This window comes from Paenibacillus sp. FSL R7-0340, assembly GCF_038002205.1.
GTDB classification, from domain to species: Bacteria; Bacillota; Bacilli; order Paenibacillales; family Paenibacillaceae; genus Paenibacillus; species Paenibacillus polymyxa_B.
The window spans coordinates 2,164,270-2,189,565 of sequence record NZ_JBBOBY010000001.1; the positions used below are offsets into that span (position 1 = coordinate 2,164,270).

Genomic DNA, 25,296 nt, shown 5'->3' on the forward strand with positions numbered 1-25,296 from the left:
GATGAAAATAAAAAAAAGACAACCTTGTTTTCGATATGAAAATGAGGCTGTCTTTTTTGTTGTAAATTTTGAAAGGACACATCTTTTTCCTCTGCAATATAGCAGCTGCTGCGAATTGTAAGTTTAGCCTCATAAATGCGGGGACTGGATCATAAAATGTACAGTACAGATATCTGTGGCGCTGGTGTAATGGCGTTCACTGATAATAAGAATATAAGATGAAAAGCCAGCAGCGTAGCTGCCATGAAACATCTATGGGTACCGAATGGCAATAACAGAAGATGAAAAAATAGCAGCGTGCTGTCATCAAAACAACATTAGCCGTTGGATAACAGATGTTTTGATGACAGGAAAGGAGATTTCGCCGTATGAGCCGGATGAGCCGCAAACTGCGAAAGTGGGCCAGCGAGACGCTGGAGCTTCCGCAGGACATTCTATTTGACCTGCCGCGGTTAACCCTCATCGGCAGCCGCCAGCTTTATGTGGAGAATCACCGGGGCGTGGTGGATTTCACACCGAATCAGCTCGTACTTGCACTTGAGAAAGGCAGGCTGAGGGTGTCCGGCCATGATTTAGTCATTACGTCTATTCTGCCAGAGCAGGTAAGTGTGGAGGGACATATAACAGATATCCAAATGGAAGGAACGGAGGAAGGCTCGTGAAACATCCTGCTTTAGCAATGCTGCGTGGCACGGTTACCCTTGCTGTCAAGGGCGAAAGTGTGGAAGCTTTCATTAATTTACTCACCGATCACCATATACCTGTTTGGAACGTGCGGCCGATGGGTACTAGACATGCAGAAATGAACCTTCTGCTGCCGCACGTCTTCCTCCTACGCCCGCTTTTGAGAAGGACAGGCTGTAAAATGCATGTTCTGAAGCGGCAAGGGCTTCCCTTTACTGTTATACGGCTTGCCAAACGTAAATTTTTTATGGCTGGATTGGCTTTGTTCTGGATAGGTCTCCTGCTGATGTCTTCGCTTATCTGGGACATTGAAGTGAAGGGGAATGATAAGCTCTCGACGGACTCCGTTCTCAAAGCCGCCCGACAGGAGGGGCTGTATCCGTTTCAATGGAGCTTTCGTCTTTCCAGTCAAGACAAGCTTTCCCGTGCGCTCATGCAGAAGCTTCCAGAGGCATCCTGGATCGGTGTGGAAAAGCAGGGTACTTTGGTAACGATTCAGGTTGTTGAAGCTTCACAGCCTACCCCTGCGCCGCTCTACAGCCCACGTCATATCATCAGTAAGGCAGACGCGGTAGTCACTGAGATTTTTGCCGAGCAGGGTCGTCCTGTCGTGCATAAAAATACACGTGTCAAAAAAGGAGCCATCCTCATCTCGGGAACGCTTGGAGATGAGGAGAATCAGCAGCAGGTCGTAGCCAAAGGAGAGGTTAAGGGTCTTGTATGGCATGAATACGAAATTAGCAGTCCTACGGTGCAACGCAGCAGCACGTATACAGGTAACAGTCACGACCGCTTGTATCTGGTGTTAGGCAATCGTGCGATACAATTGTGGGGATATGGGAAAATACCTTATTCTACACATAAAACAACAGTTGAACATGATCCGCTAACTTGGCGTTCCTTCAAACTTCCGATGGGTTGGATGACTGAAAGTGTGAGGGAGACAAAGATACAAGAGCAGAAGCTTACGGAAGCAGAAGCGAAAATGTCAGGAATAGAAGGCGCGCGAGCTGATATTTTAGCTAAATACGGCAAAGGAACGAAAATAATGAGCCAAAAAATTTTGCATGAGAAGAGAGAGAATGGTAAAGTTTATATGAAAGTGCTTTTTGAAGTGGAGCAGGATATTGCGGAAGAACTTCCGTTAGTTCATAACCAAGGAGAATGAGGCTATTTGGCAGAACAACAACGCAGCATACAAATTGCATTGAACAATGCGGGAGAAGGACAGGCGTTATTTGGCCCGCAGGATTCCTTTTTAAAATTAATCGAAGCCGCTATTCCAGCAAAAATAGCATCTCGTGAGGCAGAAGTTAATGTTTTTGGTAATGCTCACGAGGTGGAAGTGCTCGAACAATTGTTCGATGTATTACTCCAGTTAATTCGCAATGGGTATATACTGACCGAAAGGGACGTCCATTATGCGATTGAATTGGCAAAAGATTTGCGTGCTGATCAGCTGCTCGATTTGTTCAAGGGTGAAATTACGACGACGTTCCGGGGGAAACCGATTCGCGTCAAAACGATTGGACAAAAGCACTATGTAACCACGATTAAGAAACGCGATATTGTATTTGGAATTGGCCCGGCGGGTACGGGTAAAACCTATCTGGCTGTAGTGCTGGCTGTAGCTGCCCTGAAGGAAGGTTCAGTCAAGCGCATTGTACTGACTCGTCCTGCGGTCGAAGCAGGGGAGAATTTAGGTTTTTTACCAGGGGATTTGCAGGAAAAGGTTGATCCGTATTTACGCCCATTGTATGATGCCCTATACGATGTGATGGGCCCAGAGCAGACTGCAAAGGCACTGGAGCGCGGGTTAATAGAAATTGCTCCTTTGGCTTATATGCGGGGACGTACGCTGGATGATTCATTTATTATTTTGGACGAAGCGCAAAACACCACACCCGAGCAAATGAAAATGTTTTTGACTCGACTTGGTTTCGGCTCCAAAATGGTCATTACCGGCGATGTTACGCAAATTGATTTGCCTCGTGGCAAAAAATCCGGTCTGATTGAAGCGAATGCGATTTTACAAGGGATTGAAGAAATAGGCTTTGTCCAGTTTGCAGAAGAGGATGTTGTCCGTCATTCCCTAGTTCAAAAAATCATTGTTGCTTATGACCGTATTGCCGAAAATCATGGATAGCCATTCAATCACGAGTATGGTGTGTACGATCAGAAAAAGTATAAAATGAGCAGTGTAGCTGCCTTGAAAAAGATGATGGAGAGGGATTGTTTTAGATGACCTCGAAGGAATTATCTAAAGGGAAAACGTTCCAGCATAGAATGAATGGATGGAAGTATAGCGTGGCGACACGCTATCTTCTGTTTTTATTTTTGGTGGTTCTTTTTTATGTAGGCTTTGCGTCCAAGCTGCTTCCCGAGCGTTATGACATTCGGGTAAATCAACCGAGTGAAAAGGAAATTGTCGCCCCGATGCAGCTTCCTAACAGTAAGGCGACTTTGAAGGCTCAAGAGGAATCAGCTGAACGTGTGCAGCCCATGTATACCATTGTGCCAGTTCGCAACGATAACCTGATTACTGGTATTTTGGATCGAATTGAACGGCTCAATCAGGATGATCAGGTTTCCAGAGCAGATAAGATTTCGATTTATAAGGATGAGATTCCGCAACGTGCACGGGAATTTGTGCAAAATTTTGTGAATAACAGCCGTAATGCGGATGCCTACCCAGATAAGTTGCTGGATGAAGTGCTGGAAAAAACGAAAGAGCAAACGTACCGAATTCCAGAGGAGACATTCATTAAAATTCCGCGCCTTACATCTGAGGATATTGCTGAAATGCGGCCTGTTGCCCGTGAGATTGTGACAGGGTTGATGAATGATCAAATTACGGATGCCCAGACAGCCCGAGCGAAGGTAGCGGAGCGGGTTAGTACAAGCTCGCTTACTAAGCGTACTTCACGGGAGGTTGTTCAGGAACTTGCAAGGCTTGTGATTACCGCCAACAAGTTTTATGATGATACAGCTACGAAGGACGCCAAGGTACAGGCTCGTGAAGATACACCGACAGTTTACATTAAACAGGGTGAAGTACTCGTCAAGAAGGGTGAGATTATTACCCAGGAAATCTACACACTGCTTGATGAAAATGAATTGCTCAAGGATAAAATCAATTATTGGCCACAATTTGGCCTACTGATGCTGTCTATGATGCTTGCGTTGGGCCTGTTTATGTATATTCGTCAATTCCAATCACGAACACGAAACTTCAAGTATAATAATGCGCAGTTGCTCATGCTAGTATTAATCTTTGTGATTACAGTGGGGGCAATGATGTTAATTTCCATACTGCAGAACAGTGAACGTTCCTATCTCGGCTATCTGGCGCCTATCGCGCTTGGAGCTATGCTTGTAACGCTGTTGCTTGATATGTCGCTGGCTTTCGTATGTGCCGTTATATTCAGTATATTGGCTAGTGTTATTTTGAATGTCCGTCAGGGACAAATTTTTGACTTTAATTTTGGGTTTTTTGCTCTTGTGGTCTGTCTGGCGGCGATTTTCTCTACCCATCGAGCCAGCCAGCGTTCAACACTGTTCAAAGGGGCGATCATGGTATGCCTGTTCGGGGCCCTGTCTGTTTTTTCTCTGGCACTGATTGACCAAGGGAATTGGACTCAAACGACGACGCTCTATGGGGTAGCTTTTGCTTTTGCAGGCGGTCTGATAACAGCAATACTTGTTATTGGGCTAATGCCATTTTTTGAGTCTACCTTTGGTATCTTGTCGGCACTGAAGCTTGTTGAGCTGTCGAATCCCAACCATCCCTTGCTCCGCAAGCTGCTTACGGAGACACCGGGAACGTATCATCATAGTGTAATGGTGGGCAATCTGTCAGAGGCCGCAGCGGAGGCTATAGGAGCAAACGGCTTGTTGTGCCGGGTTGGTTCGTATTATCATGATATTGGTAAAACCAAGAGGCCTTCGTACTTCATTGAAAATCAAAATGGGTTGGAAAATCCACATGATACAATAGAGCCCAAGCTGAGCAAATCCATCATTATCGCCCATGCTCGTGACGGGGTGGAAATGCAATTGGATTACAAGCTACCCAAGCCAATTCGCGATATTGCCGAGCAGCACCACGGAACGACATTCTTACACTATTTTTATCACAAGGCGTTGCGTGAGGCTGAAGAGCGAGGGGTAGAGCCTGACTTCACGGAGGATGATTTCCGTTATCCGGGACCGAAGGCTCAGTCTAAAGAGTCTGCTGTGGTGGGAATTGCTGATAGTGTGGAGGCAGCAGTTCGTTCCTTACGGAAGCCGACGGTGGAACAGGTAGAATCCATGATTGAGAAAATTATTAAGAGCCGTCTTGATGATCACCAATTTAACGACTGTGAGCTGACCATGCGGGAGCTTGATATCGTGGCTCAAACCCTCAAGGAAACAGTAATGGGGATTTTCCATTCCCGTATTGAGTATCCAGAGGAAAGGCCCAAGTCTGAAAACGGAAAAGCTTAATATAACTTGTGCACGAAGCACGGTTAGAGCACTAGAATTAAAAGGAGCGGTTGGCATGGGCCTTCAATTAGCTTGGAATAATGAACAAAACGATATGGTAATTAACGAATCCTTGATTACGTTGCTGAACACCTTATTGGAGGAGGCAGGCAAAGTGGAAGGAGTCACAGACGGTGAGGTAGCCCTTACCTTCGTTAATGATGAGCAAATTCATGAGTTGAACAGGGACTATCGGGGAATTGATCGTCCCACCGACGTGTTGTCTTTTGCTATGAAGGAGACACTGGATGAAGAGCTTGAAATTATTTACGAACCGAATGAAGAAACTTCAATGAATGATGTACCGGATGTTCTGGGGGATATTATAATCTCTGTACAGACAGCGCAAGCTCAGAGCGAAGAATACGGACATTCGATTGAGCGTGAAATCGGTTTTTTGTTTGTTCACGGCTTTCTGCATCTGTTAGGCTATGATCATCAGGATGATGTGAGTGAAGCTGAAATGATGGGCAAACAGGAAGCTGTACTGGCTCAAGCGGGGTTGACAAGGTAATGAGACGTCAGCCTTGGAGAATGACCTTTCGCTATGCGGCAGAAGGCGTGATGTACGCTCTGCGTACGCAAGTAAATATGCGGATACATGTGGCCATGGCGCTCTTTGTCATTGTAGCAGGCTTAACTCTGCACATCTCCCGGCTCGACTGGTTATTCGTCTGCGTGGCTATCGCTATAGTCATTGTAGCCGAACTGTTCAACACCGCTGTTGAAGCAGCGGTGGATCTCATCTCACCTGATATTCATCCGCTGGCCAAAGCGGCTAAAGACACCGCCGCCGGAGCCGTGCTCCTGGCAGCGGTTTTTGCTGTAATTATTGGTATATTTGTGTTTTATAGGCCTATGTTAACGTTAATTAGTTCGCTGTTTTAATGGAAAAACCAAAATAAAATAGGTGCTTAATCGCGCTGGAGGAAATGAAATGGCTAAGAAACACTTTAAATCAGGCTTTGTCGCAATTGTTGGCAGACCCAATGTCGGAAAATCAACACTGATGAACCACGTCATTGGGCAGAAGATCGCCATTATGTCAGACAAGCCACAAACTACACGCAACAAAATTCACGGCGTATTTACTACAGAGGACACACAAATTGTATTTTTGGATACACCCGGGATTCATAAGCGCCAGTCAAAATTAGGGGATTACATGAATCAGACTGCTTTTAATACGTTGGGTGAAGTAGAAGCGGTACTTTTTCTTATTGACGCTGCTGAGGGTCTAGGCGGTGGCGACCGTTTTATTGCGGAACAGCTTAAACAAGTAAAAACGCCAGTTATCTTGGTGCTGAATAAAATTGATCGCATTGAGCCGGAAGCGTTGTTGCCCCTGATTGAGCAGTATCGCAAGTTGTACGACTTTGCAGAAATCATACCGATCTCGGCCAAAATGGGCAACAATGTAAACACCCTGCTGGAGCAGGTGCAAAAATACTTGCCAGAAGGTCCGCAATATTATCCGGATGATCAAATTACCGACCATCCAGAACAGTTTGTCATCTCCGAACTGGTTCGGGAAAAAATTCTGCATATGACACGTGAGGAAGTCCCCCATTCTATTGCGGTTATGATTGAAGACATGAAAGTGCAGGATAATGGGGTAGTGCATATTATGGCTGTTATTTTTGTAGAGCGTGACTCCCAGAAGGGGATCATTATCGGCAAACATGGAGCCATGCTCAAAGAAGTGGGCAAACAGGCCCGCCAGGATATCCAAAACCTGCTAGGCTCCAAGATTTTCCTGGAACTTTGGGTTAAGGTCAAAAAAGACTGGCGCAACCAGGAACGCGTCCTTCGTGACCTTGGCTTCCATCGCGACGCTTAAAAACAGAACTTGATTCTACGTCACTTTAGTTCAAGGGTTTATTGAGGCTAAAAAAATTGATATTAAATAAATATGTATAGTTGTTGTAAGCATCATAAAAAGGCCGTCCCGATCTCTATGACTGAGATAAGTAACAGTTTTTTGGTCATTCAAAGCGCCGCGCATATGCGGCGCTTAACTCTTGCTCTTTTTACCCCTTTCTTCCAGTGATGAAATAAGGAGTGCTTTTAAAAGAGTTATTGTAACTGTGTGCACATTGTAGCGGAGCGAAGGATTTGAATCTGAAGAAGCGATCGTAAGATCAAATCATTTGCGAAGCGGCATTCCAATCTACATACAGTAGCCTTTTTCAACGTAATCCATTAATTTCATCGCATACTTCTCCCCTCTTCGCATCATCCTATTTTTGAGATGCAAACGTCATTTCCGAAGAAAGGATGAATACGATTGCGAGATTTTTCGTGGAAGTATTTTGCGATGACTGGAGATGTCGGTGCGTATCTGTTATATCGGGAGAGCGCCGTGACAAGGGAGCAAGACACGGATGAGGGAGAGTCGGACGAGCATGAAGAAGCCCGTGAATAGTACAAGCCACTGGCTTCTTCGCGAATGTTTGGGGGAAGAGGCATGCTTTACAGGGTGGAAGGAATCGTCATCCGCAGCATGGATTACGGTGAGGGGAACAAAATTATTACGCTTTGCACCGAAAGCGGAGGCAAAGCAGGCGTGCTGGTCAGAGGTGCAAAAAAGTCCAAAAGCCGTCACGCTGCTTTAACGCAGCCGTTTACGTACGGTGAATTCGTTTTTTTTCGAAACACAGGCTTAGGCACGTTGAATGCCGGTGAAATCATCCAATCCCACCATACATTACGCGAGGATATTACTAAAGCTGCTTACGCTTCTTATGCTTGTGAATTACTCGATCGGGTGTTACAGGATGAGGAAACAGGCGCGTTCTGGTTTAAGCAGCTTAAAGCATGTTTGGAGGCGCTGGAGAGTGGCAAAGATCCGCTGATCGTCATGAGTATTTATGAATTTAAAATATTGCAGGCGGCCGGATATGCTCCTCAGCTTGATGCATGTATTTCAAGTGGTCAACAATGTGCTGATGAAGATATGTTTGTCAGTCCGAGGCTGGGCGGAGTTTTGTGTCGGAGCTACAAGCATTATGATCCAGCTGCATTGAGCGTGACTCCACGTACATTGAAGTTGCTGCGCTTGTTCGCCAGAATGGATTTGAATCGGCTCGGCAACATTGACGTAAAGGACTCCACAAAGCTGGAGATCAAACATGTCATGCGTCAGTTCATGGATATGCAGTTGGAGGTCAAGCTGAAATCCCGCAATTTCTTGGATCAGCTCGACAAGTACGATATGTGAAACGCCCTATTCTCTTGACTGTATTGCTGAAAACGTGTAATATCCTACTATATCTCCTTCGGGAGCAGATGCATTGAACGAGAAAGTAGCGGGATGTATTCTCTGTAATTAGCGAGTTGGGGACGGTGTAAGCCCAGTGGGAATTCTTCGTGAACAAGGCACTCGGGAGCGTCTGAATGGACACGGAAAAGAGGATTACGATCTGATTGGTGATGTAGGATCGCAATCAAGTAGGGTGGAACCGCGGGAGTCAGCTCTCGTCCCTACGTCTGTACAGGCGTAGAGGCGGGGGCTTTTTGCTGTCTCTAGCAAGGCTTTTGGGATAAAATAGTCCTGTACATACGAGCTTATGAGAAGAAATCACCAACATTTGAGGGAATTGGAAAGGGAGCGTGTACCAATGAATTTTCAGCAGATGATTTTAACGCTGCAACAATTTTGGGCTGAACACAACTGTATTATTGTACAGCCGTATGACACGGAAAAAGGGGCAGGCACGATGAACCCGATGACGTATTTACGTTCGATCGGACCTGAGCCGTGGAACGTAGCTTATGTTGAGCCTTCTCGTCGTCCGTCAGACGGACGTTATGGTGAGAACCCGAATCGCCTGTATCAGCATCATCAGTTTCAAGTAGTTTTGAAGCCTTCACCGGATAACATTCAGGAATTGTATTTGGAGAGTTTGAGCCGTTTGGGCATTAACCCTTTGGAGCATGATATTCGTTTCGTTGAAGACAACTGGGAAGCACCAACGCTGGGAGCGTGGGGCTTAGGTTGGGAAGTATGGCTGGACGGTATGGAAATTACTCAATTCACGTATTTCCAGCAAGTGGGCGGTATTGATGCCAGTCCGGTTGCTGTAGAAATCACGTACGGTATGGAGCGTCTTGCTTCCTACATCCAGGACAAGGAGAATGTGTTCGATTTGGAGTGGGTCAATGGAATTACGTACGGTGATGTCTTCCACCAGCCTGAATTTGAGCATTCCAAGTATACGTTCGAAGTATCTGACGTCAAAATGCTCTTTACTCTTTTTAATATGTACGAAGAAGAGGCAAATAAAGCGATGGCGCAGCATCTTGTATTTCCAGCCTATGATTATGTGCTGAAATGTTCTCATGCGTTCAACTTGCTGGACGCTCGCGGAGCGATCAGTGTGACGGAACGGACTGGGTTTATTATACGAGTGCGTAATTTGGCGCGTCAGGTGGCTGCGACCTATCTGGAGGAGCGCGAGAAGCTGGGCTTCCCGCTGTTGAAGAAAGGAGGTGCGGCAAATGTCTAAGGATTTATTGTTTGAGATCGGGTTGGAAGAAGTCCCTGCACGTTTTATCCCGAATGCAATTCAGCAGTTGAAGCAGCGTATGACGGCGTGGCTTGACAGTTCGCGTATTGCTTATGGTGCTGTAGAGGTTTATGCTACACCTCGCCGTTTGGCGGTACTTGTCAAGGAAGTAGCGGAGAAGCAAGAAGATATTAACGAAGAAGTTAAAGGTCCTTCCCGCAAAATCGCACTCGACGAGGCTGGTAACTGGAGCAAGGCTGCACTAGGCTTTGCTCGCAGCCAAGGTGTTGATCCTGAACAGTTCACGTTCAAGGAGCTTGGAGGCGTGGAATATATTTACGCAACTAAGAGCAGCATAGGTGTACCAACAGCGGATGTACTGTCCGAAGGTTTATTGCACATTTTACATGCCATGACATTCCCTAAATTCATGCGCTGGGCAAGTTATGACTTTAAATTTGTTCGTCCGATCCGCTGGTTGATTGCCTTGTTTGGTAGCGATATTGTTAATTTGGAGATTGCCGGCGTGCAGTCAGGAAATGTGACAAGAGGGCATCGTTTCCTGGGACAGGATGCCGTAGTAGAAAGTCCAGCTGACTATGTTGAAGTGCTTCGCAAGCAGCATGTCATTGTGGACATTGAGGAACGTCAATCGCTTATTGTAAAGCAGATTGAAGCGCTGGCTGCCGAAAAAGATTGGACGATTGCGGTCAAGGATGATTTGCTGGAAGAAGTGCTGTATTTGGTGGAAACCCCAACAGTACTGTTCGGAGGTTTTGATCCTGCGTTCCTGAACATTCCGAAGGATGTACTCATTACTTCCATGCGCGAACATCAACGCTATTTCCCAGTGCTGGATCACACAGGAGAGCTATTGCCATACTTTGTTACGGTACGTAACGGAGGAAGTCAATCGCTGGAAGTCATTGCTAAAGGGAATGAAAAAGTATTGCGTGCGCGGCTGTCTGATGCCAAATTCTTTTATGAAGAAGATCAGAAGCTGGAAATTAAGGATGCACTCTCCAAATTGGAAAGTATCGTTTTCCACGAAGAGCTGGGAACGGTTGGAGACAAAGTGCGCCGGATTCGCCGTATTGCTGATGCTCTGGCAGAGAAGCTTCGCGTTTCCCCAGATACACAGGAATCGGTTAGTCGTGCAGCGGATATTTGTAAATTTGACCTGGTAACACAAATGGTATATGAGTTCCCGGAACTGCAAGGTGTGATGGGTGAGGATTATGCTCGTAAGGCTGGAGAGAAGGAAGAAGTGGCAAGAGCGGTGTTTGAGCATTACCAGCCGCGTTTTGCAGGAGAAACAGTTCCTTCAACGAATGCTGGAGCGATTGTAAGTATCGCAGACAAGATAGATACCATTACAGGCTGCTTCTCCATCGGTATTATTCCAACAGGTTCACAGGACCCTTACGCGCTTCGTCGCCAGGCAGCAGGTATTGTGCAGATATTGTTGGATCGCAAGCTTTCGGCTACGTTGTCTGATGTGTTCAATATCGCGCTCGATGTGCACGGCAACCTTGGAAATATGAAACGTTCCGCGGATGAAATACGTAAAGAATTACATGAGTTTTTCGGATTACGCGTGAAGAAACTATTGTCTGAGACACTTCGTTATGACGTTGTGGATGCAGTGCTTGCAGCTGGATATGACGACGTCGCTTCCGTTGTTAACCGCGGAACTGCGTTAATGACTGCCGTTCAAACAGGTGAGGTATTCAAAGCAACAGTTGAGTCCTTTAATCGTGTAGGTAATCTGGCTGCTAAAGCAGTTCATAAGTCAGTTAATACGGGTGAGTTTACGGAGCAAGGCGAAAAAACGCTTTACGAAGCATGGTATAGCGCTTATGAATCTTATAGCGTAGCTTTACAGGAAGGTGATGCGACACGGGCGTTAGCGCTTGCTTCATCCATTACCCCTGCGGTGACGGCATTCTTTGATTCCGTTATGGTTATGGCTGAGGATGATGCTGTTCGTAATAATCGTTTGGCATTGCTGGCTGCTATTGACTCAGAACTGAAGCGTTTTGCCGATTTTTCCAAGCTTGTAGTTTAAACGTCAGTTGTGGTAGTATGAACAACTTGAAAAAATGGGTATAAATATACGGAACGGTGTAAGAGTAATCTTGCAGCCGTTCCGTATTTTACTCGAATGCGGATGGAGATGGGGGATGCTCATGGAGGGAACCGGAACTTTACTGGATGTGCGGATCGTTGTTGACGGGGACGCTTGTCCTGTTAAAAGTGAAATTGCGGAGATAGCTTCCCGTTTTCATATTGAGGTTATTATGGTATCTTCATATGATCATCTCATTCAGGGCAGCAAAGGCGTAAGCATCGTTAAAGTAGACCGAAGCGACCAAAGTGCCGATCTCTATATTGCCAATCATATCCGCCGCGGCGATATTGTAACCACCAATGATTATGGTCTTGCTGCACTTGCCTTGGCAAAAGGTTGTGAAGTGATGTCTTTTCGCGGAGCTATGTATCGAAACGATTCGATAGATTTCATGCTTGACCGACGTCATACTTCTGCCAAAGAACGGAAAAAAGGACGTTATGGAAAAGGTCCTAAACCGTTTACATTAGAGGATCGTGAAGTTTTTCAACATAAACTGACAAAACTTTTACTTCGCTTGCAGGAGAATGAGTAACGGTATCGAATTATATTTACGTGCTAAAGAGATGAAGGTGGTTAATATGAGTGCCGGACAAGGTAACATACCGGACGATATCATTGAGTCGGTTTTACAACATCATGATATTGTAGATACGGTAAGCAAGTACGTGCATTTGACCAAGCAGGGGAAGTATATGAAAGGCCTCTGTCCTTTTCATTCCGAAAAAACCCCTTCATTCACCGTGACACCGGATCGTCAGATTTTTTACTGCTACGGCTGCGGCGCGGGAGGCAATGCCATCAAGTTTATGATGGAAATCGAAGGACTATCCTTTCCCGAAGCTGTCAGGACAATGGCAGAAGAAAGTCATATCCCGCTCGGCGAATGGCAGGGACGTGATTCATCGCATCAGCATCCTGAGTTGGACAGGCTGTTGCAAGCGTATGAGTTAACTTCTAAGATGTACCATTTTTTGCTTAAAAATACGGAGCACGGCAAACCAGCGATGGAGTACTTGCGTTCACGGGGATTCAGTGACAAGATCATTGATCAATTTCAAATTGGCTATGCACCCAACCGATGGGATACGATCGTTCAGTTTCTGGAGAAGCGTTCTTTTGATCCCGTGGAGATGGAAAAGGGAGGGCTTATTTCTCCCCGGCATGAGGGTGATGGATATGTGGATCGGTTCAGAGATCGTATCATGTTTCCCATTTGGAATCGCAACGGAAAAGTTATTGCCTTTGCAGGCCGTATACTTGGTGAGGGACAGCCGAAGTATTTGAATTCACCGGAGACCAAGCTATTCAACAAGAGCCGAACGCTGTACAATCTTCATCATGCTAAAACCTCAATTCGCAAGCTCCGCCAGAGTGTTCTTTTTGAAGGCTACGGTGATGTCATCTCGGCATGGGAAGCGGGCGTACAAAATGGGGTGGCCGCCATGGGCACTGCTCTAACGGAGCACCATGCTACGATGTTAAAAGGACTGTGCGATGAGGTCATTATTTGTTATGATGGTGACCGGGCAGGACAAGCTGCTGCGCTTAAAAATTTTCCGCTGTTGGAAAATGCGGGACTTCACGTGAAAGTAGCGCTGGTCAGTGACGGTATGGACCCGGATGATTTTATCCGGCAATACGGCGGCGAACGATTCCAGCGTCAAATTATTGAAAGTGCTGTTTCAACGGTGAAATTTAAGCTTATATATCTGAAAAAAAACCATATACTGCAAGAGGAAGAAGGAAGAATCGCGTATTCCCGCGAAGCATTAAATGTCATTGCACCTCTGTCATCCCCGACTGAGCGGGAAGTGTATCTGCGCGAAGTATCAGCCGAAGTCAAGGTGGATTTTGAAACCTTGAAGCAAGAATGCAATTTACTGCGTCAATCCCTGCAAAAAAAACAGAACTTTGGGGATAATAACGAAAATGGGTGGAATAATGGTAGGCATAAAAAAGGGCAGGTCTCCACACCTAATCTGTTGCCGGCTTACCATGTGGCTGAGCGCAGGCTGCTTCACTGGATGATGCAGGATTTAGAAGCTGCAGAGTATGTAGAAAAGCATCTGGGCGACGCCTTTAATATTGAGGATCATGCAGCAATTGCTGCTTATCTATATGCCTATTACGCGCAAGGGAAGTTACCAGATACAAGCCGTTTTATTTCATCTTTGCAAGACGACCGGCTGGAGAAGAACGTAAGTTCGATCATGATGATGGATGCTCCAGGCGTATGGGCACCGCACATTTTGGATGATTATATTCATCAGGTGCGAAAATTTCCATTGCAGGAGCAACTGGATTTGAAAAGGGAAGAAATGAGAGCCGCTGAGCGCTTGGGTGACTTTTTGCGCGCAGCACAAATTGCAAGTGAGATTATAGCCCTAGAGAGACAATGAACACACAGAGGTCGGATGTTTCTAGGGAGGAGGGAGTCGAAAGATGGCGAATGATCAGCATACTGAACTGGAGACGGAACTAACACTGGATCAGGTCAAAGATCAACTGATTGAGTTGGGTAAAAAAAGTTCTTCTCTGAACTACAAAGATATCATGGAAAAACTGTCGCCGTTTGATCAGGACCCCGAGCAAATGGATGAGTTTTATGAGCAACTGGGTGACTTGGGGATTGAAGTTGTGAATGACAACGACGAAGAAGTTACCAGATTGCGTCAAAATGACGACCCGGAAAACAATGATGGGGATGATTTTAATTTCGATGACGATCTGAGCCTGCCTCCCGGTATTAAAATTAATGACCCGGTCCGGATGTACTTGAAGGAAATCGGTCGTGTACCGTTGCTTTCTGCTGATGATGAGGTGGAGCTTGCCAAACGGATCAATAACGGCGATGAAGAAGCTAAGCGTCGGTTGGCAGAAGCGAACTTGCGTCTGGTTGTAAGTATTGCCAAACGTTATGTTGGTCGCGGAATGCTTTTCCTGGATCTGATTCAGGAAGGTAATATGGGTTTGATTAAGGCAGTAGAAAAATTTGATTACGAAAAAGGCTTTAAATTCAGTACGTATGCAACCTGGTGGATTCGTCAGGCCATTACGCGCGCAATAGCCGATCAGGCGAGAACAATCCGTATTCCGGTGCATATGGTGGAAACGATCAACAAGCTGATTCGCGTATCGCGTCAACTGTTGCAAGAGTTGGGGCGCGAACCTACGCCGGAGGAAGTGGCTGCCGAGATGGAGCTGAGCGTGGAAAAAGTACGGGAAATTATGAAAATTGCCCAAGAACCTGTTTCATTGGAAACACCAATTGGTGAAGAGGATGACTCACATCTGGGGGATTTCATTGAGGATCAAGAAGCATTGGCGCCTGCAGATGCGGCTGCCTATGAACTTCTGAAGGAACAGCTCGAGGATGTACTGGATACGTTAACCGAACGGGAAGAGAATGTTTTGCGTCTCCGCTTTGGTTTGGACGACGGAAGAACCAGAACCCTTGAAGAAGTGGGTAAAGTGTTCGGTGTTACACGTGAACGTATTCGTCAGATTGAGGCCAAAGCGCTGCGTAAGTTGCGCCATCCAAGCCGCAGTAAGCGACTGAAGGATTTCCTCGAATAGAAGCGTAACATTGCGGACCTTCTGCGGCTTGAAGCGCGCAGGAGGTCTTTTTTTATCTCATGGCAGCCTTGGTGGAGGGGAAGAAGCTTGGACCAGGAGAAAAAACGGGCAATACTGTTACATGAAATTGAGCATTGGCGGCGAAGTCGGCTGCTCCCTGAGCAATATTGCGATTTTTTGTCTAACCTGTATCGGGAGGACGAAGATCCGTCGCAGAGCCAGAACCGTAACAACACCGGGCTGCTTACATATCTTAGACACGGGCATGGGATCGCCTGGCTTCTTGGTTTTGTCATTATTTCCTGCATTTGTTTGATCGGTTTTTATTTTACCGCTTTTCCGTTGGCAATGCAAATATTCTCGGCAAGTGCAGTTACTGCGATTTGCTATGGAGTGGCCGCATTTTGGCGGTCTTCCGAAAAGAGTATGAGTGCGATGTTGAGCACTTTAGGCAGTGCGATTATGTTGGGTTCGGGTGTGTGGATCATTCAGCTCCATCAAGGTGAAGCTAGGGTTTGGTTTCTTTTGCTCGTAGGCCTATGCGGTGTAGTATGGTGTCTTGTGGGATTAACTTTGCGGATCAGCTTACTTCATTACTGTGGTCTTGCTGGGCTGCTTTTAGTGTACGCGGTCCTTATAGGCCGCTACTGGCCTACAGCAACTTTAGTGATGCTTGAGGCATTTTGGATTTTGCACGCAGTATTGTTGATCTGGCTAAGCTGGTGGGTACATCGCCGCTTTCCGCGTCTCGCTTTGATTTATTTCGCTATAGGCATGACACTAGCATTCATGGCTGAAGCAGACATGATTATCCTGCGCCATCAAGCGGCGGGTGATGTGGTATTTTACAGCATACTGAAGTTGGCATTTGTTGTAGGAATTTTATTTTGGACTCGAAAAAAATGGATTACGTGGGTGACGTCATGAAACTTTCTCAACGATTACAATATATTATGGAACAAATTCCTGCCGGGAGCAGACTTGCGGATATTGGCTCGGATCATGGACTACTCCCTGTGGCTGCAGTGCGTAGTGGCAGAGTACCGCAAGCCGTGGCGGGTGAGGTTAACGATGGTCCGTTACGTGCGGCTCAAAAGCAGGTGGCCGAAGCAGGTCTTACTGATCGCATTGCGGTTAGAAAGGGAGATGGCTTGGCTGTAATTAAGGCCAATGAGGTTGATGTTATTACGATAGCCGGCATGGGTGGTGCCTTGATCGCTTCCATTTTAGAGCAAGGGAAAGACAAGCTTGTTTCAGTGAAACAGCTTGTTCTACAGCCTAACGTAGGCGAGGATATCTTACGCCGTTGGCTCATCGAACATCAATGGGTACTAACAAGTGAACATATTATGGAAGAAGACGGAAAAATATATGAAATTCTGACGGCCGTACCTGATTCGGTAAGCCCACTGAAACAGGATGAGCTGTATCAACCATGGAAACTTCCCGATAGTTCGCTGGTACTGACACAGGATTTGTTAATGCAACTCGGACCGCTATTGGTCAAAGCACCGAATGAAATCTTTTTTTATAAATGGAAATTGGAGATTCGCAAGCTTGAGGATGTGCTGGCACAAGTGGCACGATCAGATCAGGAATCCGCACAGCATAAGCGGGAGCAATTGCGCAAGCAAATTGAACAGCTAGAGGAGGTACTTGCATGTTTGCCAAAGGACAGACAGTGATTAGCTACATGGAGCAGCTGGCTCCGAAATACTTGGCAGTTCCGGACGATAGAATCGGGCTTCAACTGGGTAGTCTGCAAAAGGAAATCAAAAACATATTAGTAGCCCTGGATGTTAATGATGAGGTTGTCGAAGAGGCAATCCGCATAAAAGCTGATCTCATTATTGCACATCATGCGATTATATTCCGCCCACTTAAAGCATTGAACACGGATCAGCCTGCGGGCAGATTGTATGAAAAGCTGATCAAGAATGATATTGCTGTCTACATCAGTCATACGAATCTGGATACGGCTGAGGACGGCATGAATGACTGGATGGCGGAAGCTCTGGGTATTCAAAGTGAAGGTACGCTGGAGGATGTTCACACCGAGCAATTATTCAAGCTTGTTGTTTTCGTACCCAAAACACATCATCAACGGGTACTTGATGCCGTATTAGGGGCGGGAGCTGGACATATCGGCAACTACAGCCATTGCAGCTTTAACATTGACGGCTACGGAACTTTTGTACCGGGTGAAGGCACACAGCCGTTTTTGGGTGAGCCGGGTAAAATGGAACGTAGTGAAGAGGTTCGTATCGAGACCATTGTACCGCAGGGTGTACGCAGTAAAGTTGTTCAAGCGATGCTGAAGGCTCATCCTTATGAAGAGGTGGCTTATGACCTGTACCATATGGATTTGCAAGGCCGTAGCTTTGGTCTGGGGCGGGTAGGCAAGCTCAAGGAAGCCCGTACGTTACGGGAGTTTGTCGATGTTGTGAAAAACGGTCTCAACGTCGAGCATGTACGTGTGGTGGGCGACTTAGATCGTACGATCAAAAAGGCAGCCGTGCTTGGGGGCTCTGGCAGCCGTTATGTGAACAAGTCGCTCTTTAAGGGAGCTGACGTATTAGTCACGGGGGATATTGACTATCACACGGCTCAGGATGCCCTTATGGCGGGGATTGCTATTATTGACCCTGGACATAACGCTGAAAAGATTATGAAGCCTAAAACCGTAGAATGGATGCGCAAACGCTTGGCAGAAGGTCGATACTCAACGGAAGTACATGTATCTCAGGTGGAAACCGAGCCTTTTCAATTTTTGTAAAACCAACGCCTATGAGAAAATAAAGGGAGCTTTCTACTTTTTACAATATTTTCAGGGTTGTATCATGCGCGCGTTCCCTGTATACTATGTAATGTTGTTCGGAAAGTTTGACAGACAATCGCTGGCGGCGTGAGCCGCGAGAGGAAAGTCCGGGCTCCATAGGGCAGGATGCTGGATAACGTCCAGTCAGCGCGAGTTGAAGGATAGTGCCACAGAAATGGACCGCCGATGGCCGCTTGCGGCACAGGCAAGGATGGAACCGAGGTGTAAGAGACCCCGAGGAACGCTGGTGACTTCGTTCCTGGTAAACCCCATCTGGAGCAAGACCTAATGGGACACAGCTTCTTCGCGAAGCAGCCTTAGCCCGAGGCGTGTCTAGGTTGGTCGCTGGAGCTGGATAGCAATGTTCGGCCTAGATAGATGATTGTCGCTTGTAGTGGGAGGGTAGTTCCCGTCTGTACCACGAATAGCACAGAACCCGGCTTACGGAAAACTTTCCCCACTGCAACACCTTAAAATGTATAAATTTAACTTTTGTAAATGACCTGTTTGCATGAAAGCTTTTAATCCAAATGTATTTATTGAATTAAAAAGGGTGTGTCATATTCCAACGGGAATCATGGCACACCCTTTTTAACATACCGTATTTACGCAGAAATAGTGCCTTCTTAGAATGAAGCCCCCAGCATAATTACTGGGGGCTTTCATTTTAATTTTTACTTCCTCTACCGTAAAACCGTTTGAGGATGAGGCACGTAGTTAGTGTAGCAACGCATTTGAATCTGTAGAAGCGAGGCCTGCACCTTTGTCCCAGATTCCACCATACTATTCAAATTCCAAACGAATCAGGGGTAACAGCGATCGTAAATCAAATGATTGGTGAAGCGGCCTCACGTACATATCCTGCCAACTCCATCATCGCACGCTTTTTACCACACTTTCCTCTGTGTACATCTTCAGTGCTCGATCCAATCGGTCAACCGCTTTAGGCAGCAGGGAAGGATCCGTATGCGTGAAGTTGATCCGCATGTGGTTGCTGCCACTTAGGTCAGCATAGAAGACTTGTCCGGGGACAAATGCGACTCCTTCCTGAATTGCGAGTTGCAGCAACCGATCAGAACGGAAGCCCTCGGGTAGAGTAACCCACATAAACATACCGCCGAGTGCATCATTCCAGGTGATTCCTTCCCATTGACGTTCTTTCATCAGCGATGTGAGACGTAGCATACGAGTGTAGTACTCGGCGGACACGGTACGAATATGTCCGTCCAAGTCAAAAAAGTCCAATAACTCATTCAAAGCACGTTGATCAATACTGCTGGAGTGCAGATCGGCAGATTGTTTGGCATTCGCGACTTTAACGACGATAGCTTGATCGGCTACCAACCATCCAGAGCGAACACCAGGAGCAACGGTTTTAGAGAATGTAGAAGTGTACATCACATGACCGTCTCCACCTAGTTGTTGATCAATTGAGAAAAGGGATGGAAAGTTAAGGTTTTCGTCAAATTTAAGACGTCCGTAAGGATCATCTTCAAAAATCAAAGTGCCGTATTTACGGCATAGTTCAACAACGCCCGTTCTGCGTTCCATACTCCAAACACTTCCTGCCGGGTTGGAGAAGGTGGGGATGACATACACGAATTTAGGCTGATGTTTTTTGATCTTGGCTTCAAGATCTTCTAATCGCATACCGTTAGAGTCTGTATCTACACTTACAATGTTGGCACCATAGGAATTAAATACCTGAAGAGCTGCCAAATAAGTAGGGGACTCCACCAATACAGTATCCTGCGGATCGAGCAACACACGCGAAACCAGATCAATGGTCTGCTGTGAGCCCGTCGTCATGATGATATTATCTCTGGTGACGGAGATGCCTTGGGATGACATGATTGCTGCAAGACGTTCCCGTAGAGGAATGTAGCCCTCGGTTAGGCCGTATTGAAGAGCGGTAGTACCGCCGAGACGAAATACCCGCTCATAGGCTTTAGCAACAGCTTCGATGGGGAAAAAGGCATCGGCCGGAAGGCCGCCTGCCAGAGATAACACATCTGTTCCCTGTGTCAGCTTTAAAATGTCCCTTACCATGGACGAGCCCTGAGTACGAGCCATACCCGAAAATTTGTGTTCCAATCCAATCATCTCCTGTGTTCTATACTGTACTATGAAATTTGTTGTATTATATCGATAATGAAGTATAACAGTAAACGTCTAAATGTAACAGTTGATTTTTGGAGGGGACGGTTCCGATGCATATTGATCTCAGCCGCAATAGCAGTGTCAAATTATATTTACAGATTGCCAAAACATTAGCAGATCGCATCCAGTCTGGATTGCTGCCTCAGGGCACAAAGCTTCCCTCTGTCCGTCATTTGTCCAGTCTGCTTGCGGTAAGTCCCGTAACTGTAAGCAAGGCGTATGCTGAGTTGGAGTCTATTCATTTGGTTACCTGTACACAGGGAAAAGGTTGCTATGTAGCGGAGCCTTCGGTAGCTGTTCAACGTGAGGGAGCACAGGACTTGTCATGGCAAATGTCGCTGATCGATTATTTGCCGCGCGCACAGTTATGGAGAAACTTTAACCATAGCAGACAGTTTCCTTATTCTTTTCATATAGCAGCAATTCAACCGGAGCTTCTTCCTACACGCGAAATCATCGCTGATACTCAACGTCTATCCTCTGGAAATCCCGATGCAATGGCAGCATACGGGACTTTTGAAGGTGATTTAGCGCTGAGGGAAGTGTTTGCAGATCACCTGAACGAACGCGGTATATGCACAGTGGCAGAACAGCTGCTCGTGACTAGTGGTGCCCAACAGGGCATTGACTTGGTGGCACGTACCTTTGTTGGTTCTGGTGATGTTGTCTACATGGAGGCTCCTACATATACGGGGGCCATTGATGTGTTTACCAGTCGTGGTGCCAAAGTAATTATGATTCCGATGGATGAGCAGGGCATGCGGATTGATATCCTCACACGTCTCTGTGACACTCATCCCCCAAAACTAATCTACACGATACCCACCTTTCATAATCCTACCGGAGTAACTTTAACGATGGCCAGACGCACACAATTACTGGATCTAGCTCAAAGTTATCATTGCCTCATTGTTGAGGATGATCCATTTTCCGACCTATACTATAAAACAAAGCCGCCACTCTCTATCAAGGCGCATGATCAGTCCGGACATGTGATATATATCAAAAGCTTTAGCAAAACCGTTGCTCCCGGCTGCCGTATAGCTTGTGTAGCGGCCACTGGCAGTGTAATGGATCGTTTGGTGGCTGCCAAGTCTACTACGGATTTGGGGAGCCCTCTATTAACGCAAAAAGCGCTATTGCCCTTTATCAAGAACCGACTTGATCAGCATCTTGTTAGGTTGCGGGAACAAATGCGGGATCGGTTGACAGTCGCGTTGCATACGCTCCAGCGCTATGCTCCGCCAGAGGTCAGCTGGTATGCTCCCGAAGGCGGCTTAAATGTGTGGATTAAGCTTCCACCTAATGTTGATATTCCAGAATTGGAGCGGCTGGCTGACCGAGAAGGAGTTTCCTTTTTACCTGGTGCAGTATGCTATGCAGGTGGTATGGACAGTAATCATATCCGTATTTCTTTTTCGTATGCGGACAAGGAAACACTTAAAACAGGTCTTCACAAACTGTGCCGTTTGTTGGGCGAACTGCTTGATCATTCGGTCATTGTTGAACGGAAGCCTATTTTATAAGGGATATTTGTATTAGGGGGTAAACATCCAAGCACAGCACACGCCTTCTTAATATGCTGTACTAATTCACCGAAAGGAGTTGCACATTATGAGTCATTGCCCCTACGACCCGATCGTGTGCCCGCCGATCCAATTTGTAAATCATCAATTTTTCCCACAAGTCGTGCCTGTGGTTCATCCGATTGAAATTGTTAATCAGACGCACATTGTACCTGTACCTCATCACGTATTTCCGGTGAGTATAAAGGACCCTGGAGAACCTTGCTGTCATACTCGCAGCCATGGCAAGCGTCCTGTTCGCAGCAGTTCCAAGCGTTAATAAAGCCCAAAAAAGCAGCCATGGAGCAACATGGCTGCTTTTTTCCAATAAGGAATCTTACGTTTCCAGTTTCTTTAATATTGATTTTAACTTGTCACTTAAATGCTGTGGATAGAATTGCAAAGGAACATATGGACGTTGTGCTGCTTTCAACGCTTTATACACGTCAATTTGACCATATCCGAAATATTTGTCATGCCCGGGTGTGCCCAAGTCAATTACGCTGCTTCTCATTAAATCCATAACCTCTTTGTTGGTCAGATCGGGGTTAATGGATCGAATCAGTGCAGCAAGCGCTGATACATGGGGACTGGCCATTGAAGTACCCGACAGTGCAGCATATTGGTTCCCTGGGTACGTACTGGCAATACTTGCACCTGGAGCCATGACGTCTACATAATCTCCATAGTTAGAAAAGGATGCACGGTGCATAGAAGAATCTGTAGCGGAAACGGCAAATACTTCAGGATACGCTGCTGGATAGCCAGGTCGTTCCGTATTGTCATTACCTGTAGCTGCAACTAATACGACATCTTTATCATAGGCGTATTTGATCGCATCATGCAAAAATTCAGCTTGTGCGTAATTGCCCAGACTCAAATTGATGACCTTAGCCCCATGATCAGCTGCCCATATAATACCTTCTGCAACCGAGTAAGTCGTACCGGATCCGGATTGGTCAAGTACCTTAATCGGCATGACTTTGTTGTACCATGTCATGCCAGCGACCCCCTCACCATTATTCACGAGGGCAGAAATGATGCCAGCGACGTGCGTTCCGTGACCGACGTCATCATAAGGCTTTTCAGACGGATTTACCACGTTATGACCTGAAAGGATTTGACCTTTTAGGTCGGGGTGATCCAAATCTACTCCCGTATCTACGACAGCGACAATTACGTCCTTGCTGCCTTTGCTTAATTTCCAACCCCGGTTGGTTTCAGTAGCCGGCAGATTCCATTGATAGCGGGAAAAGAGCAAATCATTGGGGATAGAGCTGTCCGCTTTGATAGGTGTTTTCTCATTGGTTAGATACATATAGTGAGGCTCAGTATAAAGCGGGTTCCACTTTCTTGAAAAATATTGCTTTAGTTCCTTGAAGTTCATCTTATCCGAATGAAATACATAGGTATAACCAAGCTTGCGGCCTGGCGCACAGTGTAAATCTGCTGCAATTTCCTGCAGTTGTCGTGAATCAGGATTGTGACGGAAGCGAACGACAATTTCGTTTTCGAAATAATGGCTTGCATTTTCGTTGTCATGGCCCGTCTTGACAGTAATATCGTGCAATGTGTCGGGATGTACGGATTCGATTTTGTAGCTGCCTTCTTTTGGATAGGGAATCAAACGCAAATTCTTCCGCTGATGCTTCTCCACGTCACGCAATACTTGCTGACTGACCAGGGCAGCAACGCCGCATGTTCCGTCAGCCGATGGTTCTGCCATGACAAAATATTTACCGCCTTCAGCCTGAAATGCAGCAGATTCGTAGGATTTATTTTGCATGACGGAACGGCGAGCCGCAGCCAAGCTGCTGTTGATTTGAGGATGACTGAGCAGACGAGTTTGTGCTTTGCTGCCCGTGTAGGTGCTCGTGTTCCCGTCGCGTGTGTGAATCCACAGTAACGTATGAAGATGACTGTGCGATTGCTGTAGCGTGCGAGTAAACTGTCTTTTCTGATCAGCAGTTTTACCATCAAGCTCCCGCATCACGTATTGAATATCCTGCCTTGCATCCATGCGTGTGAGGGTATCCGTAGCGGACAGGTCCAAAGCCAACATTCCTTTTTTGAGCTGCTTCTCTTGCTGTGGCACCATCTTGGCCGTATATTCGGGTTGCGGTGTAGGGCGATGATCACGGGAAGGCAGCATCAGTGTGATGAGAAGCACCCCGGCAGCTGCTCCTAGCAGGGGTTTTAACCATTTTCGCCGAGACATGGGACCGTCCTCCTTGAGTATTCATAAATTTATGGTTTAGCGTGAGGAGGTTGGCATGTTTTTATACCTTTCAATGCTCATTTGTGGTAGGATAAATACTGAAAATTACAGCTCTTTCGGTTAGAAGGGACTATTTTCGGGTAACCAAATTGATGAACAAGCAACAAATAAGGGGGAGCTGCCTTGATGTCAGCAGTCAACGTACAAAAATTATGTGAGTCGGCGCAGGAGAGACTGAAAACTGCCGTGAAACGGGTGGAAACATTCCTCAATGAGCATGCTCTGCCGCAACTGGCTACAGATGGCAATGAGGAGTCCGTACTTTTTTACAAAGGCTTTTTGTCGGATCTCCGTCATGTCCTTGTTTTTTCCGAAGTATCTTATGAAAAGCTGGGTGTGGCTTTACGCCGTGCCAATTTTGACGTCGATTTTGCGGAAAAGGCATTGTATAACGTTTACCATGACTGCGTGAACAGCTTTTTTTATCCCAAAAATGAATCTTACGCAGAGGATGGACGCTATGCGTATACGGGACAAGATGCTATCCGCTTCCGTAAAACGCCAGTGCCAGCCGCTCGCGAAGTGATCATGGACATCACGAAAAATTTTGAAGAATTGCGTGATGATCTGACTTATTATGAAAGTGACTATTTGACTCAGCGCCGGATGCAGACTCGACGTACTCATGCCTAAAGCATTCAACGGGGAAGATCATTTCTAATCAAAAACTAAGACAAGCAAGCCGTTTTCTACTTGCTTCCTGCCATATTGGAGGAGGTGAAGGAAGCGGCTTTTTTCGTATGTCACCAACTGCCATATACCATGAACGCATAGGTGCAGGGTAGCGGGGGGACAATGAATCCGAGGTGATGATCATGAGCCAAGAGGCCAAGCCAATCGTTAAGTGTAGCGTAGCCAATTGCCATTATTGGGGAGAAAACAACTTGTGCAAGGCAGATTTGATCATGATTGAAGTTGATGGTCATGCCGGAAAGAAATTTAAAGAAGAATATGCGGGGGAAAGCTTCAGTTCAGAAGAACGTGATAAGGCTGCCACGTCAGCCGCAACCTGTTGCCACACTTTTAAGCCGAAGTCCGTGTGAATT

24 protein-coding genes and 1 other RNA gene are annotated in these 25,296 nt (G+C 46.4%); 23 read left to right on the forward strand and 2 right to left on the reverse strand.

Translation table 11 applies throughout. The features are described from left to right. The first annotated feature begins 368 nt into the window (after positions 1–368). The 19 genes from yqfC to rnpB all read left to right on the forward strand — a co-directional run bounded on the left by yqfC (position 369) and on the right by rnpB (position 18,706). Positions 369–662, forward strand: a complete 294-nt coding sequence (gene yqfC / locus MKX59_RS09610; RefSeq protein ID WP_023989488.1) for a sporulation protein YqfC — start codon at positions 369–371, stop codon at positions 660–662. Next, on the forward strand, positions 659–1,852 hold the full coding sequence (yqfD, locus tag MKX59_RS09615) for a sporulation protein YqfD (RefSeq protein WP_028540459.1): 1,194 nt from the start codon (positions 659–661) through the stop codon (positions 1,850–1,852). The genes yqfC and yqfD overlap by 4 nt, the downstream gene beginning before the upstream one ends. Before the next feature lie 6 nt (positions 1,853–1,858). Beyond that, positions 1,859–2,830 (forward strand): PhoH family protein, encoded by a 972-nt coding sequence (locus tag MKX59_RS09620; RefSeq protein WP_013311138.1) that lies wholly within the window; start codon positions 1,859–1,861, stop codon positions 2,828–2,830. Positions 2,831–2,925: 95 nt separating this feature from the next. After that, complete coding sequence (locus MKX59_RS09625; protein ID WP_028540460.1) at positions 2,926–5,172, forward strand: HD family phosphohydrolase; 2,247 nt, start codon at positions 2,926–2,928, stop codon at positions 5,170–5,172. Between the two features lie 55 nt (positions 5,173–5,227). Next, positions 5,228–5,725, forward strand: a complete 498-nt coding sequence (ybeY, locus tag MKX59_RS09630; RefSeq protein WP_023989485.1) for an rRNA maturation RNase YbeY — start codon at positions 5,228–5,230, stop codon at positions 5,723–5,725. After that, positions 5,725–6,099, forward strand: a complete 375-nt coding sequence (locus MKX59_RS09635; protein ID WP_023989484.1) for a diacylglycerol kinase family protein — start codon at positions 5,725–5,727, stop codon at positions 6,097–6,099. Before ybeY ends, MKX59_RS09635 begins: the two co-directional genes overlap by 1 nt. A 49-nt stretch (positions 6,100–6,148) precedes the next feature. After that, positions 6,149–7,051 carry a GTPase Era gene (gene era / locus MKX59_RS09640; RefSeq protein ID WP_340858335.1) on the forward strand — a complete coding sequence of 301 codons (903 nt, stop codon included), beginning with the start codon at positions 6,149–6,151 and terminating at the stop codon, positions 7,049–7,051. 447 nt (positions 7,052–7,498) lie between these two features. Continuing rightward, entirely contained in the window at positions 7,499–7,636 is a 138-nt protein-coding gene (locus MKX59_RS09645) for a YqzL family protein (protein WP_013372137.1), read from the forward strand. 42 nt (positions 7,637–7,678) lie between these two features. After that, a complete protein-coding gene (recO, locus tag MKX59_RS09650; protein WP_023989481.1) occupies positions 7,679–8,431 on the forward strand; it encodes a DNA repair protein RecO in 753 nt (250 codons plus the stop codon). A gap of 136 nt (positions 8,432–8,567) precedes the next feature. Next, on the forward strand, positions 8,568–8,714 hold the full coding sequence (locus MKX59_RS09655) for a hypothetical protein (protein WP_155613687.1): 147 nt from the start codon (positions 8,568–8,570) through the stop codon (positions 8,712–8,714). Positions 8,715–8,831: 117 nt separating this feature from the next. Beyond that, entirely contained in the window at positions 8,832–9,719 is an 888-nt protein-coding gene (gene glyQ / locus MKX59_RS09660; RefSeq protein WP_023989480.1) for a glycine--tRNA ligase subunit alpha, read from the forward strand. Then, the gene (glyS, locus tag MKX59_RS09665) at positions 9,712–11,787 is read left to right on the forward strand and encodes a glycine--tRNA ligase subunit beta (RefSeq protein WP_071558468.1); all 2,076 of its coding nucleotides are present in this window, start codon (positions 9,712–9,714) and stop codon (positions 11,785–11,787) included. Before glyQ ends, glyS begins: the two co-directional genes overlap by 8 nt. 121 nt (positions 11,788–11,908) lie before the next feature. After that, positions 11,909–12,385, forward strand: a complete 477-nt coding sequence (locus MKX59_RS09670; protein WP_013311130.1) for a YaiI/YqxD family protein — start codon at positions 11,909–11,911, stop codon at positions 12,383–12,385. After that, positions 12,378–14,252, forward strand: a complete 1,875-nt coding sequence (gene dnaG, locus MKX59_RS09675) for a DNA primase (RefSeq protein WP_025722118.1) — start codon at positions 12,378–12,380, stop codon at positions 14,250–14,252. The genes MKX59_RS09670 and dnaG overlap by 8 nt, the downstream gene beginning before the upstream one ends. Positions 14,253–14,295: 43 nt before the next feature. After that, positions 14,296–15,429, forward strand: coding sequence for an RNA polymerase sigma factor RpoD (rpoD, locus tag MKX59_RS09680; RefSeq protein WP_007431230.1), 1,134 nt, complete (start codon positions 14,296–14,298; stop codon positions 15,427–15,429). A gap of 87 nt (positions 15,430–15,516) precedes the next feature. Then, on the forward strand, positions 15,517–16,356 hold the full coding sequence (locus tag MKX59_RS09685; protein ID WP_069080385.1) for a hypothetical protein: 840 nt from the start codon (positions 15,517–15,519) through the stop codon (positions 16,354–16,356). Next, entirely contained in the window at positions 16,353–17,114 is a 762-nt protein-coding gene (locus MKX59_RS09690; protein ID WP_023989476.1) for a tRNA (adenine(22)-N(1))-methyltransferase, read from the forward strand. Before MKX59_RS09685 ends, MKX59_RS09690 begins: the two co-directional genes overlap by 4 nt. Beyond that, a complete protein-coding gene (locus MKX59_RS09695; RefSeq protein WP_023989475.1) occupies positions 17,090–18,205 on the forward strand; it encodes a Nif3-like dinuclear metal center hexameric protein in 1,116 nt (371 codons plus the stop codon). Before MKX59_RS09690 ends, MKX59_RS09695 begins: the two co-directional genes overlap by 25 nt. Positions 18,206–18,307: 102 nt before the next feature. After that, positions 18,308–18,706: RNase P RNA component class A (gene rnpB, locus MKX59_RS09700), an RNA gene on the forward strand. 414 nt (positions 18,707–19,120) lie between these two features. On the opposite strand, the gene MKX59_RS09705 is transcribed toward rnpB, so the two are convergent. Further along, a complete protein-coding gene (locus MKX59_RS09705) occupies positions 19,121–20,341 on the reverse strand; it encodes an aminotransferase-like domain-containing protein (protein ID WP_028540464.1) in 1,221 nt (406 codons plus the stop codon). A 116-nt stretch (positions 20,342–20,457) separates the two neighbouring features. On the opposite strand from MKX59_RS09705, the gene pdxR reads away from it, so the two are divergent. Then, a complete protein-coding gene (pdxR, locus tag MKX59_RS09710; protein WP_053325778.1) occupies positions 20,458–21,933 on the forward strand; it encodes a MocR-like pyridoxine biosynthesis transcription factor PdxR in 1,476 nt (491 codons plus the stop codon). Positions 21,934–22,021: 88 nt separating this feature from the next. Then, on the forward strand, positions 22,022–22,252 hold the full coding sequence (locus tag MKX59_RS09715; protein ID WP_071558470.1) for a hypothetical protein: 231 nt from the start codon (positions 22,022–22,024) through the stop codon (positions 22,250–22,252). 57 nt (positions 22,253–22,309) lie between these two features. Here MKX59_RS09715 and MKX59_RS09720 read toward each other — a convergent pair whose 3' ends face one another. Next, complete coding sequence (locus MKX59_RS09720) at positions 22,310–24,190, reverse strand: S8 family peptidase (RefSeq protein ID WP_209942897.1); 1,881 nt, start codon at positions 24,188–24,190, stop codon at positions 22,310–22,312. A 186-nt stretch (positions 24,191–24,376) separates the two neighbouring features. Here MKX59_RS09720 and MKX59_RS09725 point away from each other — a divergent pair, with 186 nt between their 5' ends. Both MKX59_RS09725 and MKX59_RS09730 read left to right on the forward strand, forming a co-directional pair. Then, complete coding sequence (locus MKX59_RS09725) at positions 24,377–24,883, forward strand: YpuI family protein (protein WP_023989471.1); 507 nt, start codon at positions 24,377–24,379, stop codon at positions 24,881–24,883. Between the two features lie 182 nt (positions 24,884–25,065). After that, entirely contained in the window at positions 25,066–25,293 is a 228-nt protein-coding gene (locus tag MKX59_RS09730; RefSeq protein ID WP_013311120.1) for a DUF1540 domain-containing protein, read from the forward strand. The last annotated feature ends 3 nt before the right edge of the window (positions 25,294–25,296 follow it).